This is a genomic window from Paenibacillus dokdonensis, assembly GCF_004916975.1.
In the GTDB taxonomy this organism is placed as follows: domain Bacteria; phylum Bacillota; class Bacilli; order Paenibacillales; family Paenibacillaceae; genus Paenibacillus_AQ; species Paenibacillus_AQ dokdonensis.
In genome coordinates this window covers 991,343-1,006,749 of record NZ_STGQ01000001.1, presented here as the reverse complement: position 1 = coordinate 1,006,749, position 15,407 = coordinate 991,343, and the positions used below count along the sequence as shown (strand labels likewise).

The 15,407-nt window shown below is 48.5% G+C and carries 14 protein-coding genes; 4 read left to right on the top strand and 10 right to left on the bottom strand.

From position 1 onward, the window contains the following. Positions 1-7: 7 nt before the first annotated feature. Positions 8-1,132, bottom strand: coding sequence for a glycosyltransferase family 4 protein (locus E6W40_RS04625; RefSeq protein WP_136604408.1), 1,125 nt, complete (start codon positions 1,130-1,132; stop codon positions 8-10). A gap of 166 nt (positions 1,133-1,298) precedes the next feature. Here E6W40_RS04625 and E6W40_RS04620 point away from each other — a divergent pair, with 166 nt between their 5' ends. Both E6W40_RS04620 and E6W40_RS04615 read left to right on the top strand, forming a co-directional pair. Further along, the gene (locus E6W40_RS04620) at positions 1,299-2,456 is read left to right on the top strand and encodes a GGDEF domain-containing protein (RefSeq protein WP_136604407.1); all 1,158 of its coding nucleotides are present in this window, start codon (positions 1,299-1,301) and stop codon (positions 2,454-2,456) included. 90 nt (positions 2,457-2,546) lie between these two features. Next, complete coding sequence (locus tag E6W40_RS04615; RefSeq protein WP_136604406.1) at positions 2,547-3,887, top strand: RsmB/NOP family class I SAM-dependent RNA methyltransferase; 1,341 nt, start codon at positions 2,547-2,549, stop codon at positions 3,885-3,887. An 82-nt stretch (positions 3,888-3,969) separates the two neighbouring features. On the opposite strand, the gene E6W40_RS04610 is transcribed toward E6W40_RS04615, so the two are convergent. The 5 genes from E6W40_RS04610 to E6W40_RS04590 all read right to left on the bottom strand — a co-directional run bounded on the left by E6W40_RS04610 (position 3,970) and on the right by E6W40_RS04590 (position 9,264). Continuing rightward, positions 3,970-4,770, bottom strand: a complete 801-nt coding sequence (locus tag E6W40_RS04610) for a Cof-type HAD-IIB family hydrolase (RefSeq protein WP_136604405.1) — start codon at positions 4,768-4,770, stop codon at positions 3,970-3,972. Between the two features lie 117 nt (positions 4,771-4,887). After that, positions 4,888-5,640: a pseudouridine synthase gene (locus E6W40_RS04605; protein WP_136604404.1), complete on the bottom strand. Its 753-nt coding sequence runs from the start codon at positions 5,638-5,640 to the stop codon at positions 4,888-4,890. Further along, complete coding sequence (locus tag E6W40_RS04600) at positions 5,637-7,199, bottom strand: RsmB/NOP family class I SAM-dependent RNA methyltransferase (protein ID WP_136606829.1); 1,563 nt, start codon at positions 7,197-7,199, stop codon at positions 5,637-5,639. Before E6W40_RS04600 ends, E6W40_RS04605 begins: the two co-directional genes overlap by 4 nt. A 124-nt stretch (positions 7,200-7,323) precedes the next feature. After that, positions 7,324-8,145 (bottom strand): GTP diphosphokinase, encoded by an 822-nt coding sequence (gene yjbM, locus E6W40_RS04595; protein WP_136604403.1) that lies wholly within the window; start codon positions 8,143-8,145, stop codon positions 7,324-7,326. Between the two features lie 24 nt (positions 8,146-8,169). Further along, positions 8,170-9,264, bottom strand: coding sequence for a quinone-dependent dihydroorotate dehydrogenase (locus tag E6W40_RS04590; protein WP_136606828.1), 1,095 nt, complete (start codon positions 9,262-9,264; stop codon positions 8,170-8,172). A 187-nt stretch (positions 9,265-9,451) separates the two neighbouring features. Between E6W40_RS04590 and E6W40_RS30235 the strand changes: the two genes are divergently transcribed. Continuing rightward, positions 9,452-9,586, top strand: a complete 135-nt coding sequence (locus E6W40_RS30235; protein WP_272914970.1) for a hypothetical protein — start codon at positions 9,452-9,454, stop codon at positions 9,584-9,586. Here E6W40_RS30235 and E6W40_RS04585 read toward each other — a convergent pair whose 3' ends face one another. The 3 genes from E6W40_RS04585 to E6W40_RS04575 all read right to left on the bottom strand — a co-directional run bounded on the left by E6W40_RS04585 (position 9,587) and on the right by E6W40_RS04575 (position 12,816). Further along, the gene (locus E6W40_RS04585) at positions 9,587-11,014 is read right to left on the bottom strand and encodes a L,D-transpeptidase (RefSeq protein ID WP_136604402.1); all 1,428 of its coding nucleotides are present in this window, start codon (positions 11,012-11,014) and stop codon (positions 9,587-9,589) included. 111 nt (positions 11,015-11,125) lie between these two features. Next, entirely contained in the window at positions 11,126-11,374 is a 249-nt protein-coding gene (locus E6W40_RS04580; protein WP_136604401.1) for a ferredoxin, read from the bottom strand. A gap of 146 nt (positions 11,375-11,520) precedes the next feature. Further along, the gene (locus E6W40_RS04575) at positions 11,521-12,816 is read right to left on the bottom strand and encodes a DNA polymerase IV (RefSeq protein ID WP_136604400.1); all 1,296 of its coding nucleotides are present in this window, start codon (positions 12,814-12,816) and stop codon (positions 11,521-11,523) included. A 176-nt stretch (positions 12,817-12,992) separates the two neighbouring features. Between E6W40_RS04575 and cimA the strand changes: the two genes are divergently transcribed. Then, positions 12,993-14,618: a citramalate synthase gene (cimA, locus tag E6W40_RS04570; protein WP_136604399.1), complete on the top strand. Its 1,626-nt coding sequence runs from the start codon at positions 12,993-12,995 to the stop codon at positions 14,616-14,618. Between the two features lie 52 nt (positions 14,619-14,670). Here the strand turns inward: cimA and E6W40_RS04565 are convergent, their stop codons facing one another. Continuing rightward, positions 14,671-15,225, bottom strand: a complete 555-nt coding sequence (locus E6W40_RS04565; protein ID WP_136604398.1) for a TlpA family protein disulfide reductase — start codon at positions 15,223-15,225, stop codon at positions 14,671-14,673. Between the last annotated feature and the right edge of the window lie 182 nt (positions 15,226-15,407).

Sequence of the window (15,407 nt, the reverse complement as noted above, 5' to 3'; positions counted from 1 at the left end):
CACTCTTTCATGAAGAATATTGTAAGTATAATTTCTTAAGTTCATTGACAGCATAGGTCAGGGAATAATGGCTCTTCGCCTTATCCCATGCCGTACGTGCCAGATCATAGCGGTAAAGCGGATCTGTAATAACCTTCTCCAGCGCTTCACTGAGTGCGATATAATCCTCAGGAGGCACCAAGAGGCCGTTGACACCATCCTCAATTTGCTCGGAAATCCCTCCGATATCCGTTCCGATCAGTGCCAGACAGCTCAGCGCAGCCTCGGCAAACACGGAGCCAAATGCCTCCGCTCGGGAAGGCAGAACGAATATATCAAAGAAAGGCATAAACTCCTCAGGATGAAGGGTATATCCATAAAAAATAGTTTCATTATAAATGCCAAGCTGCTTGGCCAGCGTTTCAAGCTCTGTGCGGAAAGGGCCGTCGCCAATGATGTGAAGCACATAATCCAGACCGTTCTTCTTGAGCTCCGCGCAGGCTTTAAGCAATATATCGAGTCCCTTGGCAGGCACCAGCCGACAAACGGTGATCAGCTGCGGCACCTCATTCTCATGGGGAACAGGCTTAAAACGTTTTTCATTAAATCCGTTCGGCGTCACAGCTATATTTTCCGGAGAGTCCACATAAGCCCCCAGATAATCAGCGAATGACCGGGACACGGTTAGCATGCGTTCACTGCGGAATTCAAGCTCCCGGTACAGGGAAACTAGAAAACGGTGCTCCAGTCCGCCAGATTCAATCCTCCCATTTAAAATCAGCTCTTTTTCATAGCTGGAGTGAATGGTCTGGATGAGCGGCACATCCGGAAATACCTGCTTCATGGCCAGCCCTGCAATGGGATGATGTGCATGGATCAGGTCATAAGGCTTTTGAATTCGAAGCTTTGTCCACCATAAGTAATCTCTGTAGGTTTGAATATATTTCTGGACTGTAGGGCTATCCCCGTATTCCGTCCAGTCGAAGGTTTGAAAATGGATTTCTTCATGACCTTTGTTGCGGATGCGCTTGGGCAGCCAGAACATCTCCATATCCCACCTCGATGATTGAAAACGCTCCTGCATATATGGAATCATCGAGGAAACACCACCTGGTTGTTCAGGTGGAAAAAAGAGTGCTTGCAGTAATCTCATTTGGAGAACCGCCCCTTTCCGTATTCTCTTTTGTCCAGGATATTGCAAAATACGGTTCCCAGCACTTGCTGGATTTTGCAAATCCCTCTGATTTCAGGATCTTTAAAAATATGATATATTGGAACATATGTTTCAGTAAAGGAAAACCATTTTCGGGAGCCGATATATGATTATGCCTTATGCGTCTGGATCATCATCTGCCATTCAGGCAGGTATAGCATCCGCTTGCAATCTTTACATCATACTCATCATGACACTGATGTGCCTCATTATGTTCAGCAAGCAGCGAAAAAAAGCGTATTTGTCGATGGTTACTGCCTTTCTTTTCATTATGACATATGAAAGTCTGAACATCCATTTCGCCTTTTCACCTGCAAAAGATCCAGCCGGCGGGTTCGGATGGACCGCTTATTTGCAGACTTTTTCTCTTCTGCTTCTAAACCTCTCGGTTTATCAGCTTTATAGGCGCATGAATAAGGCTTCCTATACGATATTTGCGATTCTGACAATGCTGCTTTTGGTACCGCTGATTGCAAGTTTCATTCCATTTGGAGGGACAGGGTGTCAAGAGCTTTACTTGGATCTCTATCCACTTGGCATACTATACACAGGCGTTTCCTTTATCTTGCCGCGGATCGGACAGCGTGTGAAGTATTTGACGGGAATCTGCATTTACCTTGTCGATATGGCGCTCGGAATGCTGGCACATTATACAAACCGGCATGGACCATGGGTCGATACGGCGCTGATATGGATGCCGCTTCTTTACTACACGATCGTGTTTCTGATCTTGTTCGAGCGGATTGTCGAGCTGATGCAGTCGATTTACCGTTCTTCCATCACAGATGGCTTGACGAATTTGTACAACCGCCGCTTCTTCACAAAGCAGCTTAACCGCTATGTGGAGCAGGGCGTTAAGGTGTCGATGATATTTTGCGATATCGATAATTTCAAAAAGCTTAACGATACACAGGGGCATCATCGCGCAGATCTGGTATTGAAGCAGGTTGCAGCCATTATTGAGGAAGAAGTATCGGATGTCGGTCTCAGTGGAAGATTTGGCGGTGAAGAACTTGTCGCGCTCATTGTGGACAAGCGGGTCAAGGCGGCTCAAATTGCAGAACGCATCCGTGCCCGGGTAGCTGAGGAATCCATCGTGACCATAAGTGTCGGTTACAGCACCCTGCGCAAAAACGTCACCGCTGAAGAGCTGGTATCACAGGCCGATCAGGCCATGTATCGCTCCAAAACGACAGGCAAAAACAAGGTATCCCCTTACCATACGCCGTCAGCGAAAAAAGAAGCGGAAGAAACAGGAACCTAACAGTAAGACACCCTACATAAGTTGTATAAAACTTACTACATGAGGATTGCATAAATCCCGTCATAAATGATCAATAAAGGAGTTTGAATCATGGGCAAAGAAATGCTGCCTTCCGCGTACATTGAACAAATGAAATCTATTCTTGGCGGGGACCTCCCCGCCTTTTTGCACAGCTATGATCTTCCACGGACCCAAGGACTTCGCTTTAATGAGCTGAAATCCACGCCCGAACTCAAGGAAGCTGTCATTTCCATGTTCGACCTGAAGCCTGTTCCCTGGTGTCCTAATGGTTATTATTATGCTGAAGGATCAAGACCAGGCAAGCATCCTTACCATCAGGCCGGACTCTACTACATTCAAGAGCCTTCAGCTATGTCAGCAGTTGAGCTGCTTGATCCGAAGCCAGGTGAGACCATTCTAGATCTGGCTGCCGCCCCTGGAGGTAAAAGCACGCACATCGCTTCCAAAATGAACGGCCAAGGACTTCTGGTTTCCAATGAGATACATCCCGAGCGCGCTAAAATCCTTGCCGAGAATATAGAGCGGATGGGCATATCCAATACGCTAGTCACCTGTGCTGCACCCGACGAGCTCTCGCGCAGGTTTCCCGAATCCTTTGACCGGATCATGCTGGATGCTCCTTGCTCAGGTGAAGGCATGTTCCGCAAAGATCCCAAGTCTTTGGAAGAATGGTCTCCTTCTATGGTTGATATGTGTGCGACCCGTCAAGCCGATATTCTTAACCATGCCTATCTGATGCTGAAGCCTGGAGGCATGATGGCTTATTCAACATGCACCTTCAATCGCAGCGAAAATGAAGATATGATGGAACAATTTGTCCGGATCTATCCGGACATGGAGATTGTCCAAATGAAACGGTTATGGCCTCATCAGGAGTCTGGGGAAGGACATTTCGTAGCCCTGCTGCACAAGAAAGAGAGTCTGGAACAAAAGGAACAAAAGAAGCGCTCCAGCAAACAGCAGGACAAGAGCAAAAATAAAGCTGAACAAGCTGCGCTCCAAGATTTTGTGGTATGGTCTGCAGAGGATCTTCCCGGGTACACTTTGCCTTCAGGCATTCCTATTCTGTTCGGGGAATCCTTGTACCTGCTTCCTACACAGGAACCTCTTCAAAGCAGCGGACTTAAAATCCCTAGAGCAGGGCTCCATCTGGCGCATTTGAAGAAAAACCGCATTGAGCCTGCTCATGCCCTGGCGATGGCACTCACACCAGAACAAGCCAAGCAGCATGTCCGGCTCGAGTTAGATAACCCGCAGGTAGAAGCTTATCTGCGCGGCGAAACGCTGCCAGTGGATTCCTCTCTTCGCGGATGGACGCTGGTAACCGTTGATGGCCTGCCTCTCGGCTGGGGCAAAGCAAGCGGAGGCCAGCTTAAAAATCATGTACCCAAAGGTCTTCGCCAATTCTAATAAAGCACAGAAGGTTGAATCATTATTTTCCACAAAAAAGGGTACCCTGGTCGAATGCCGATCAGAGTACCCTTTATCTTTTTTAGGATAAGCAGTATTTAAGCAGTGCAGCGTGGACGCCATCCTCATTATTGGATGCTGTCACTTCGTTTGCGGCCGCCTTAACTTCCAGTGGGGAATTGTCCATGGCAATACCCAAACCGGCAAAAGTGAGCATCGTGATATCATTAAAATAATTTCCGATTGCAAGCACCTCTTCCGACTGCACACCGCGGCGCTGGGCCAGCTGCTTAAGGGCGTTGCCTTTTGAAGCGTCCGGGTGCATTAGATCCACGAAATACTCGCCACTGCGCAGAATATTGAATTCCGGAGTCCACTTCCCGATCTCCTCATGAACTTTGTCCAGCACGTCTGCATGATCAAATGCGGTTACTTTGACAATGGGTTCACTGAATTCCTGAAGGGGCGGCAGGTTTACAGGCAGCATCAGAAAATTCTCATACATGCTGCGCACCTCAACGGCCATACCATCTACGCTGTCCACATACATGTTGAAAGCCGTGTTTACGTCAAAATGTACGCGTTGCTCGCGGAAATAATTCATGTAAGGTAACATCGCTTGAGTGTCCATTGCATACTGATGAACCACTTCCTTCGTTACCACATCCACGGTGACCGCTCCATTATGGCTGATAACATAGCCTGTCAATCCGATTTGTTCCATAAAAGGGATCGAATTCTGCGGACCTCTACCGGTGCAAAGTACAATTTCGGCTCCACTGCGGGATACTTCTTGTATGGTCTTCTTCGTTTGTTCGCTTAATTCATGGTTGTCATTCAGCAGGGTTCCGTCAACATCCAGAGCAATCAGTTTGTATTTCACTTCTCCATCCATCCTTTGAGTCATTTTATCTATAATTTTGAACTAATCATAAAGTTACTTCCGATTATTGTAACTCATAATTGTTATCAAAGTGTAAGCCGTATTTTTATTTCCAGGTTATTCGTTTCGCTGCAGTAAGCCAAGCTCATCATCCGTTAATTCACGGTATTCGCCTAGTTTCAGAGATGCATCCAGATTCAGGTTGCCCATGCGGAGCCTTTTCAAATAAATGACCTTTTTGCCAACCGACTCAAACATCCGCTTAACCTGATGAAATTTACCTTCATGGATTGTCAGCTCTATCCGGGACAGCACATTATCCTCCTGCCGCTCCTGCTCCAGAATAACGAGCTCGCCAGGAAGCGTCACATAGCCGTCATCCAGCGTAACTCCCTTGGCAAACTGTTCTATGTCCTCCCCGTTAACATCACCGGAGACCAGCGCCAAATAAGTCTTGGGCACATGTCGCTTAGGAGATAACAGTTCATGCGACAGCTTGCCGTCATTGGTCAGCAGCAGCAGTCCTTCCGTATCCTTGTCCAGACGTCCAACCGGAAAAAGTTCAAACGCCAAAAGCTCCGGTGCCAGCAGATCCAGCACCGTCCGGTCACGATTATCTTCGGTAGCCGATACCACCCCTGGGGGCTTGTGCAGCATCACATAAACAAACTCTTTGTATATGACCCGCTCCCCGTCGATCAAGATCATATCCGTTTCCGGATGAACATGCAGCCCGCTGTCTTTCACACGAATATCATTTACCATAATCAATCCCTGTTTGACGTACTTCTTAATTTCGCTACGGCTGCCGTATCCCATATGGGTCAGCACCTTATCCAGTCTCAAGGTTGTTCTTCCTTTTCCGCTCATACCGAGGTCCACCTCCACCCTGCCGGGTAATCGTTTTTCAAAAATCCGTCCTGCCATTTACCAAAGCCTGCAGAATAGCCATCGATGCACACAAGCACATATCCCTTGACGTTTATGCCTTCGAAACATGTGATGCGTTCAGAATCCACGTTCAGTGTCTCACCTTTTAAGTAGTGTACTGCCTCACCCGTTTCCGTTGATAAATGGAGTACACGGCAAAACTCATGAGAGTTCAGAGCGGTGGCTAACGGATGGCTGGGAATAAAGCGCCCGTTCTTCGCGTCCCCTGTATACCAGCCTGGACGCACAACCTTCAGCCCGTCCAGTGCATCAGAAGGAAGCGGCGATTGATATATATGCTGACCATACACAATCGTGTACCCTGCCGGCTTAAAAGACAGATGGCTGTTGATAAACTGCTCGTACGCCTCAAGCTGTCCCGTCGTCTGATCCACCACGGAAGATTTTGAAGGAGCTTTACCTTTTTTACCGCCGCTTCTTACTCGTTCAGAACGTGTGTTATCCTTGCTGCGCAGACGCCCTTCTTGCGAATCTCTGGATGCTGAAGTAATCGTCAGAACGCGGGGCTCATTCTCCTCTATATCCTCTATACCATCATGCTGAAGCACCGCAAGGTAATGTCCTTCACCTTCAATAAGATGCGGCCACAAGCGTGCTGTGTACTCTGTCTGCTCCCAGATTCCCTCCGGGATTGCCTGGTCTATCTCTGCATTTTCACGAACCCAAGCCGTTTCTCCTTTGGCAAAAAGTCCGTTTTGCGTTGGTGCAAGAACATGGAAATGCTCGTGACTCGTGAGGAATTCAGCAATAATTGCTTCGTTTTCTTCAGGAGAGAAGGTGCAAGTGGAATATACCATCCGACCTCCTGGTTTCAGCATGGCCGCCGCCGATTTCAGAATGTCACGCTGCATAGCGGCATACTTGGCAGGTGAATCAACGGTCCATTGACGGACCATATCCTCATCTTTACGGAACATGCCTTCGCCGGAGCATGGAGCATCCACAAGGATTTTATCGAAGAAGGAAGGGAATTTGCCGGCAATCCGGTCCGGATGCTCCTGAAGCACGATCCCGTTTCGCACACCGTACAGCTCCAAATTTTTGGCAAGTGCTTTCGTCCGCTCTGAATTCAAATCATTGCTGATCAACATACCTTGACCTTTAAGCTTGGCCGCAATCTGGGTTGATTTCCCTCCAGGAGCTGCGCATAGGTCCAATACACGTTCACCCGGCTGAACATCCAGAAGTTCGACCGGAGCCATTGCACTAGGTTCTTGTATATAATAAAGACCGGCATGATAATACGGATGTCTTCCAGGTCTTTCACCTGTTTCCGTATAAAATCCCGTGGGGCACCATGGAATCGGCTTCAATGGCCACGGACTTAATGCAAGCATGTCCTCCACGGAAATTTTCAATGTATTGACCCTGATTCCACTGTATGGATTATGGTCATAAGAAGCGATGAAGTGATCGTAATGCTCCTGTAAAAGCGACTTCATGCGCTCCTCAAAAGCTGCCGGCAGCTGCAGTGCCATGTTATTCATCATCCTGTTCTGTTTCGAATAAAGTGAGTTCGTCCATTTTAACACACTTAGCGAAATCTGATAAACAAAAAACAGCCTGCTGTCCATTGGGCAGCAGGCTGAACTTCTATAACAACTAATCTTCGTGCGAATCTTCCTTGCGGTAAGCCGCCATCATCTGTTGGACATCTTCCAGCAGCTCTTTCATTTCCTCCATGTCACGCTGGGCACCCTGATTGGCCCAAATCCGGTTAAACCGTTCCTGGAATTCCATCGCCTCATTGACAAGATGGTAAAAATAAAGCTGATGAATCAAGATCAGTACCCGGGAAGTCACGTTTGAATCATCTTCGAATTGTTTCTGGGCTATCAGAATTTCTTCGCGTATGCTGGACATCTCGTTATCCAGCACCGCGGCGGCTTCGGCTGCCTTCTGCAGCCGTCTGCGCATTTCATCCGGCAGACTTTCGCGGTATTTGTAGCTTAAGGAATGCTCAATCGTTGCCCAGAAGTTCATGGCAAGCGTCCGGATCTGAATTTCAGCGAGCACCTGCTTTTGACCGAGTGCGGTTTGCACAGGGTATTCCACGATCATATGAAAGCTGCGATATCCGCTTTCCTTGTAATTCGTAATATAGTCTTTTTCAAATAAGAGCTTCAGGTCTTTACGCTTGCGAATGTATTCAGCTACACGCCGGATATCCTCCACAAACTGGCACATGATGCGTATTCCGGCGATATCCTCAATTCCGGTTTCCAGCTGGTCCATCGGCACGTTTAATCGTTTTGCTTTCTCCAAAATGCTGGATATCCGTTTCACACGACCCGTAACAAATTCGATGGGCGCGTACTCTTCGCGTTTCTTCAGCTCCGCACGCATGGTTTTGAATTTGACTTTAAGTTCTTCAACGGTTTGCTCGTACGGAAGTAAAAACAATCCCCAATCCCTACCGTCCATTCACATGCCTCCTGTCTGTCACCCTCAGCGATGGTCAGCCCCTACGGCTTCGGAAATATGTGTTAATCCGTCACGGCGCAGAAGCTCCCTGAGGCCGGCATGAAGCCGGCGGTTCACTTCGGGCCCTTCGTATATAAGTGCTGTATAAATTTCGACCAGGCTTGCTCCGGCCCGAATTTTCTCGTAAGCATCCTCAGCGGTGAATATGCCCCCGGATCCGATGATCGGCAGCCTCCCGCCGGTCTGTTTGTATACACGGGAAACAACCTCCGTCGATCGTGCCCGCAGCGGCCTGCCGCTGATTCCACCTGTTTCCTTCTTATTCGGGTGGGTTAGGCCATCCCTACCAATCGTTGTATTCGTAGCGATAATTCCAGAAATCCCGCTCGCAGAAAGGGCATCTATCATCATCTCAAGCTCCTCATTGCTTACATCCGGAGCAATTTTAACCAGAATATGCTTGGATTCACCATGTATTCGGGCCTGTTGCCGCATCTCATTCATGATATGCGCGATCAGCGAGGAAAGCTCGCTGCCATACTGCAAATTCCTTAAATCCGGGGTATTCGGCGAGCTAATATTGACGACAAAAAAATCGCCGTAAGGATACAGCTTCCGGATGCATTCCAGATAATCGTTATAAGCTTCCTCGTTGGGAGTCACTTTGTTTTTTCCGATATTGACAGCCACAGGAATGGATCTTGATTTCAGCCGGGACAGCTTCTGTGCCATAGCTTCCGCGCCTTCATTGTTAAAGCCCATCCGGTTTAATAGTGCCTCATCCGGAGGCAGACGAAATAAGCGGGGCTGGTCGTTACCGGGTTGTCCCTTCGGTGTGACGGTCCCAACTTCCATGAATCCGAATCCGATAGAGGAAAAGCCTTCAACCGCTGCCGCGTTTTTATCCAGTCCTGCCGCCAATCCAACGGGGGTTGGAAAATGAAGTCCGAATAAATCGACTGCCAGATCCGGCGTTTCGCTCACGCCGTACATACTCTGCAAGAGGCTGGAGCCTCCCGGCAGGGATCCGGCTGTATGTAAACCTCCGATCACCATATGGTGCGCTTTTTCCGGGTCCATCTTAAAGAAAAACGGTTTTGCCACATTTCGGTACAGCACTTGATACTCTTCCTCTCTATCCACAGTTGTGTTCTCTATCCTTAAGTTTATCCTTTTCCGGTGTAAAAGGAAAGTTTTTTACCTTGTCCTGGTACGTGTTTCTTTCCCTTGTCCTGCTGGTATTTTAGGGATAAACCCATTACAATTGAGGTATCCACTGAATTTGATAGAAAGAGGGTTGAACTCTATGGCAACCAAGCGCAAGCCTCCGACACTTCAGCAAAAAAAGGAAGAAGTGAACAGAAAGGCGATTTTTTGGTCCGGCCTCAGTTTATTGCTTCTCATTCTGCTGATTGTCGTGCTGATTATCTTTAACACCTGATTACAGCCAGTGGTACGTCTTTTGGGGGTTTGTCTGATCCTGTTCCCGGTTCGTATGGAATCTTTCCGTCGGAACGAGCACTTCATCAGGCAAAGCCCCTTTACTAATGAGTACCGGGGTTCCCATCGGTACCATGTCAAACAGCTCCTCGACATCTGTTTTACTCATGCGTACGCAGCCCTGGGACTCGTCGGCACCTACACTGGCGGGTTCATTTGTTCCGTGGATGGCATAATTTGTTCCGGAAAGCTGCATCCCCCTGCTACCGAATTCCCCGTCTGAGTGACCATTCGGATTCATCACTTTGTCTGTGATTACATAATTGCCTTCCGGCGTGCGTATGCCTCCGAGTCCCACCTTATAATTCCGTAGAATTATACGCCCGCTGACAACTGCCAGCCGGTGATTGCTTTTGTCCACGACAATTTTCAGCGGCTCTTCAAAAAACGGCCTGTTGCCCCATGTCTTCGAAAATGGCCCTTTCCCTTTTGCGCCGTCAGCTGCTTCGTTCGTATCCGGCAGCTCCTGGCCAGCTGCTTCCGTCTTGACTCTCTGCAATAGCGGCTGAAAAGCTTCCTTCATGCCTTCCGTCGTACCCGATACCCAGTTACCCGGAAATGGGCGAAGCAGATCACTCATTTTTTCGGGAAACCCGCCGGTATTGTTCTTATATGCTTTAATTGCGCTGTATAACAGTGCCTGCTCTTCTTGTTCCCCCGTCCAGGCGAACGCAGCTCCCGACAGATTGCTTCCATCCGAAGGCTGGCAATTGCATGTTTTGGGATTATAAGACTGGTAGGCTAAAGCGCCAGGACCGTTATTTTTCAGTGTATAACCCAAGGGCATTTCTCGGTTCCACATCAGCCATTTCCCCTGTTTTTTCAGCTCCAGTACAGCAAGCTTCCCCTGCAAAAGTTGCGTATGGGTAAAAGGACCCGGTTCAATCTGCTGACCACCTGCTCCAAAGCCGCCTTCCTGCGCCGCCGTAAACATAACCAGATCTTCATCCGGCGCTGCATGCCCGCTGCCCTCATTCCCGGCATTCTGTTGTTGATCTTCCGCAGTCGCTCTTTCCGGATCATTGTTAAGCAAAACCTCTTCTGCCTTCTTGCTCTGGCCCGGCGCATCCACCGACGGAACCAAAGCAAGCAGCAACAGCATGAATACGATGAGAGCACGGCGAATTCGAACAGATCTGCGGTCTTTATCTTGAACCTGCTGCAGCAGCTTGGATTCATACTCTTTCCATATATCCGAAGGCATTTTGCTGGTTTCGAACGCCTCGAATATTCCACCGGATTGATTAAAGCAATAGTTCGCCTTGCCGTGCTGCCCGGCTTTTTCATATTCCTTGCCAAGCAAATACCAGCCCATTTTATTATCCGGGTGCATCTGCACATATTTTTTAAGGTAATGCGAATTTGCCACGGGATCCTCCATCATTACAATTGTCTTTTTCTATATATATCGGTTGAAGAAGAACAAAAAAACATCCTCCATCGGGCCTATCCGATGTAAGGATGTCTTCTTGGTTTCTCTCTATTGTTCAACTACGACCCGAAAAGGAGTATCTGCTATCTGGATGGAATCCGTCGGGCAGCCGTCTGCCGCATCCTGAAGATCATCGAACATTTCCTCCGGAATCTCGGTTACGCCCTGGTTGCAGTCACCATCATACACGACTTCCGCAAGCCCCTCATCATCATAGTCGTAAATATCTGGCGCCGTAGCACCGCATGCCCCGCAGGAGATGCATGTATCCTTATCAACCCAGCAGTATTTTGCCATGATGTTCTCTCTACCTCCTATTGCAAGTAACGAGTATTTCATCCGACCTTGGTACGGCCGCAAACCTAATCGTATCCCATCTACCCGCGAGAAGCCTATGATAAAAATCACTTACATTTCATGTTCAGCCTGTATATATTGAATGATTAAGGAAGATCAAGGCCTTCTTTGTTTACAAAATCCATTTGCAGAGAGGTTCCTCTTACCTTGTGATTACGGAGCAGAACCGATGGATCATCTCCCAGCATCCCTGCGGTGACCACTGCATTTTCTCCGAACTTGTTGCGGAGCATATCCATCGTTTGCGTTAATGACTCCTTTTTGGGATGCTTTTCATATTCGAAAAGATCCAGCTGGATCGCCGCTTCGCTCTTAGGCGTCAAATGCTGAAGCGTAATTCCCAGGAGCCTTACTGGCTTATCCCAGCTCCAGTGCTCCACATACAGGCGGCGGGCTTCTTCATAGATATCAGCCGCATTCTCAGTAGGTGTAGCCAGCGCATGGCTGCGCGTAATGGTTTTCATATCCGGTGTGCGGATCGTAATCTGTACCCCACCCGCTACAAGTTCCTGACGCCGCAGCCTCCGTGCGACCTGATCACTGATATTCAGCAGGACCCGGTTTACATCCTCACGCGCCTGAATGTCGGTCGGAAGCGTCGTTGTATGTCCGATCGATTTGTTCTGCTCCCGCTCTTCCAGGACGGGGGAGTGATCGATACCGTTGGCCGCCTGCTTCATCCAAGCACCGACTACACCGAAAGAACGGATCAGTATCTCTTCCTCGGTTTTTGCCAGCTGCCCGATCGTGTAGATTCCGAGCTTGCGCAGCTTTTCAGCTGTTTTGCCGCCGATGCCAAACAGTTCACCGCATGGGCGATCCCATAATATACGGGGCACATCGCGGATTCGAAGGACGGAGATCCCCCGCGGCTTTTTCATATCCGATGCCATCTTGGCAAGCAGCTTATTGGGTGCGATCCCTACCGAGCATGGCAAACCCAGCTCCTCTTCAATTCTCCGCTGGATTTCCTCCGCGATCTGCTGCGGCGTGCCGAACTGCCTCGAACCGGTTATGTCCAGGTAGCATTCATCAATGGAAGTTGCCTGCATGAGCGGTGTATAGGAATACGCTATTTTCATAAATGCGGACGAGTATTTACGATATAAATGGAAATCAGGCTGAATGATGATCAGATCCGGACACAGCTTCAGCGCCCGGTTCACATGCATCCCGGTGGATATTCCGATCTGCCTGGCAGCATAGGAGCAGGTCACAATGATTCCTTTGCGCAGCTCGATGCTTCCAGCCACCGCCGTTGGCTTGCCACGGTATTTTTCCGGCTCTTCCGCCTCATGGACCGAACAGTAAAATGCATTCATATCCACATGCAAAATGACCCTGCCGTTCGATGGATAATAAGCGTCAATGTCAGTCTTCATTATCCTTCACACCTTCGCAAAATTCATTATTTCCAGCATAACGTTCCTTGAAAAGGAGGTCAAGAAAACAACATGACGGTAAATCACGGAATTCTTTGTTACATTCCCGCGTAAAAATGCTATAATAATTTACTATAAATAATCGAATTCAAAAGACTTCCAAAGGAGGACGCTTCATGTCTAAGTCCATATCCATCTTCGACACAACCCTGCGCGACGGCACCCAAGGCGAAGGAGTCAGCTTGTCGGCGGACGATAAACTCAAAATTGCCAAAAAGCTCGATGATCTTGGTGTTCAATATATTGAAGGTGGGATTCCGGGAAGCAACAGCAAAGACATTGAATTTTTCAAAAGAGTGCAGCAGCTCGGACTCAGCGCCAAAATCACGGCATTCGGCAGCACCAGACGCAAAGACAGCCAGGCAGACCAGGACGCAAACCTGAAGCGGATGATCGAGTCCGGTGCCCAAGCCGCAACGTTGGTCGGCAAATCATGGGATTTCCATGTGCATACCGCACTTCAAACAACGCTCGAAGAAAATCTGGCTATGATTTATGATTCCATCGCTTATCTGAAGCAGCAGGGTCTTGAGGTGATTTTTGATGCAGAGCATTTCTTCGACGGATACAAAAACAATCCCGAGTATGCAGTCTCCGTATTGAAAAAAGCCCATGAAGCCGGAGCGGATTGGCTCGTTATGTGCGACACCAACGGTGGAACGCTCCCACATGAAATCAGCGGCATCGTCACCACCCTTCATACAGGTCTGCCGCAAGCAAATCTCGGCATACACACCCATAACGACTGCGAGCTTGCCGTTGCCAACACGCTAAGCGCGGTACAGGCCGGTGCCCGTCAGGTACAGGGGACCATCAACGGCTACGGAGAGCGCTGCGGCAACGCTAACCTCTGCTCGATCATCCCGAATCTGCAGCTCAAGCTCGGATATGAGTGTATCGGCGAAGAACGCCTGAAGCAGCTGACCAATACCGCACGTTATGTGAGTGAAATTGCAAACGTAAATATGCCGGTGAATCAACCGTATGTCGGAAATGCAGCTTTCGCCCATAAAGGCGGTATCCACGTATCTGCAATTCTCCGGGATTCCAGAACCTACGAGCATATCGTTCCTGAGTGGGTTGGCAACAAGCAGCGGGTGCTGGTATCGGATCTGGCCGGACAGAGCAACATTGTTTCCAAGGCACATGACATGGGTCTGGACTTCGACTCCACAAATGAATCGTCCCGCAAGGTCATTGACAAGATCAAAGATCTTGAGCATCAAGGTTATACTTTTGAGGCTGCGGATGCCTCCCTGGAGCTGCTGCTGCGCGAAACTGGTGAAGAAATGAAAGAGCTCTTTACTTTCGAATCCTTTAAAATGCTGGTTGAAAAAACAGCTGGGCGACCGGTTGTCTCCGAAGCCTTCGTGAAGTTAAATGTAGCGGGCAACAATGTCTACACTGCTGCTGAGGGCAACGGTCCGGTCAACGCTCTGGATAATGCGCTGCGGAAAGCCCTGGTTCAATATTTCCCAACCATTAAGGAAATGCATTTGTCGGACTACAAGGTTCGTGTGCTGGACGAAAAGGACGCAACAGCGGCCAAAGTACGTGTATTGATCGAATCACGCGATATTAACAACTCCTGGAATACGGTCGGGGTATCCGAAAATGTCATCGAAGCAAGCTGGGAAGCGCTTGTGGACAGTATGCGGTATGCTCTGCTCGGGCAAATCCTGAATAATGAACGAGACTTGGATGGGCCGTCAGCAGAACAGCGGGGTCTCGTCAACCATTAATCAGTAACATCAAAAAACCTCGGATGTCCTGTCAGGACACCGAGGTTTTTTATCATGATTTAATCAAATGCTTCAATTTCTTCTCCAAATCTTTGGGTGGCAAAATACCAAGCACAACTTCCTGGACGACTCCGCGCTTGTCGATCAGCACATTGGTCGGAAAGGCGATCCCCTTATACTGTGTTTCGTAAATATCAGCTTTCAGATCCAGCATCACCGGGAAATTCAGGCTATACTTTTCGATAAATTTTTGGGCATTCTTTTTATTATCGTATTTGGTAACGTTAACTCCATAGATGTTTAGGCTGTCTTTATATTTCTCGGCAAGAGCGTTCAGCTCAGGAGCTTCCTGCTGACATGGACTACACCACGACGCCCAAAAATTGAGCAAAATCGCCTTATCCTGCTGTCCGCCGACATGATAATCATTTCCGTCCAGACCTTGTGCTGTAAACGCCGGGGCAAGCAGCCCCGCCTTGGGTCCCGTCTCCGTCGGCAACGCCTTTTCATGCTGGAATACCGACTGGATGCCGGGTCCTGCATTTTGATAAACCGCGATACCGATTAATACGATCACACCAAGAAGAATATATAGATTACGCTTCATAGTTGTTTTCGTTCCTTTTCATAGAGTTTCTATTCTGTATTGTACCCTCTTTTCACCGTAACTTACAAATGGTTTGCAGGAAATTTGCAAAAAGAACAAAATAACCCTATAAAAAGAAAATTACACACCGAAGATCTATTTCAGTGACTTTGTAACGTCCAGGAATAATCATAAAAAAAATG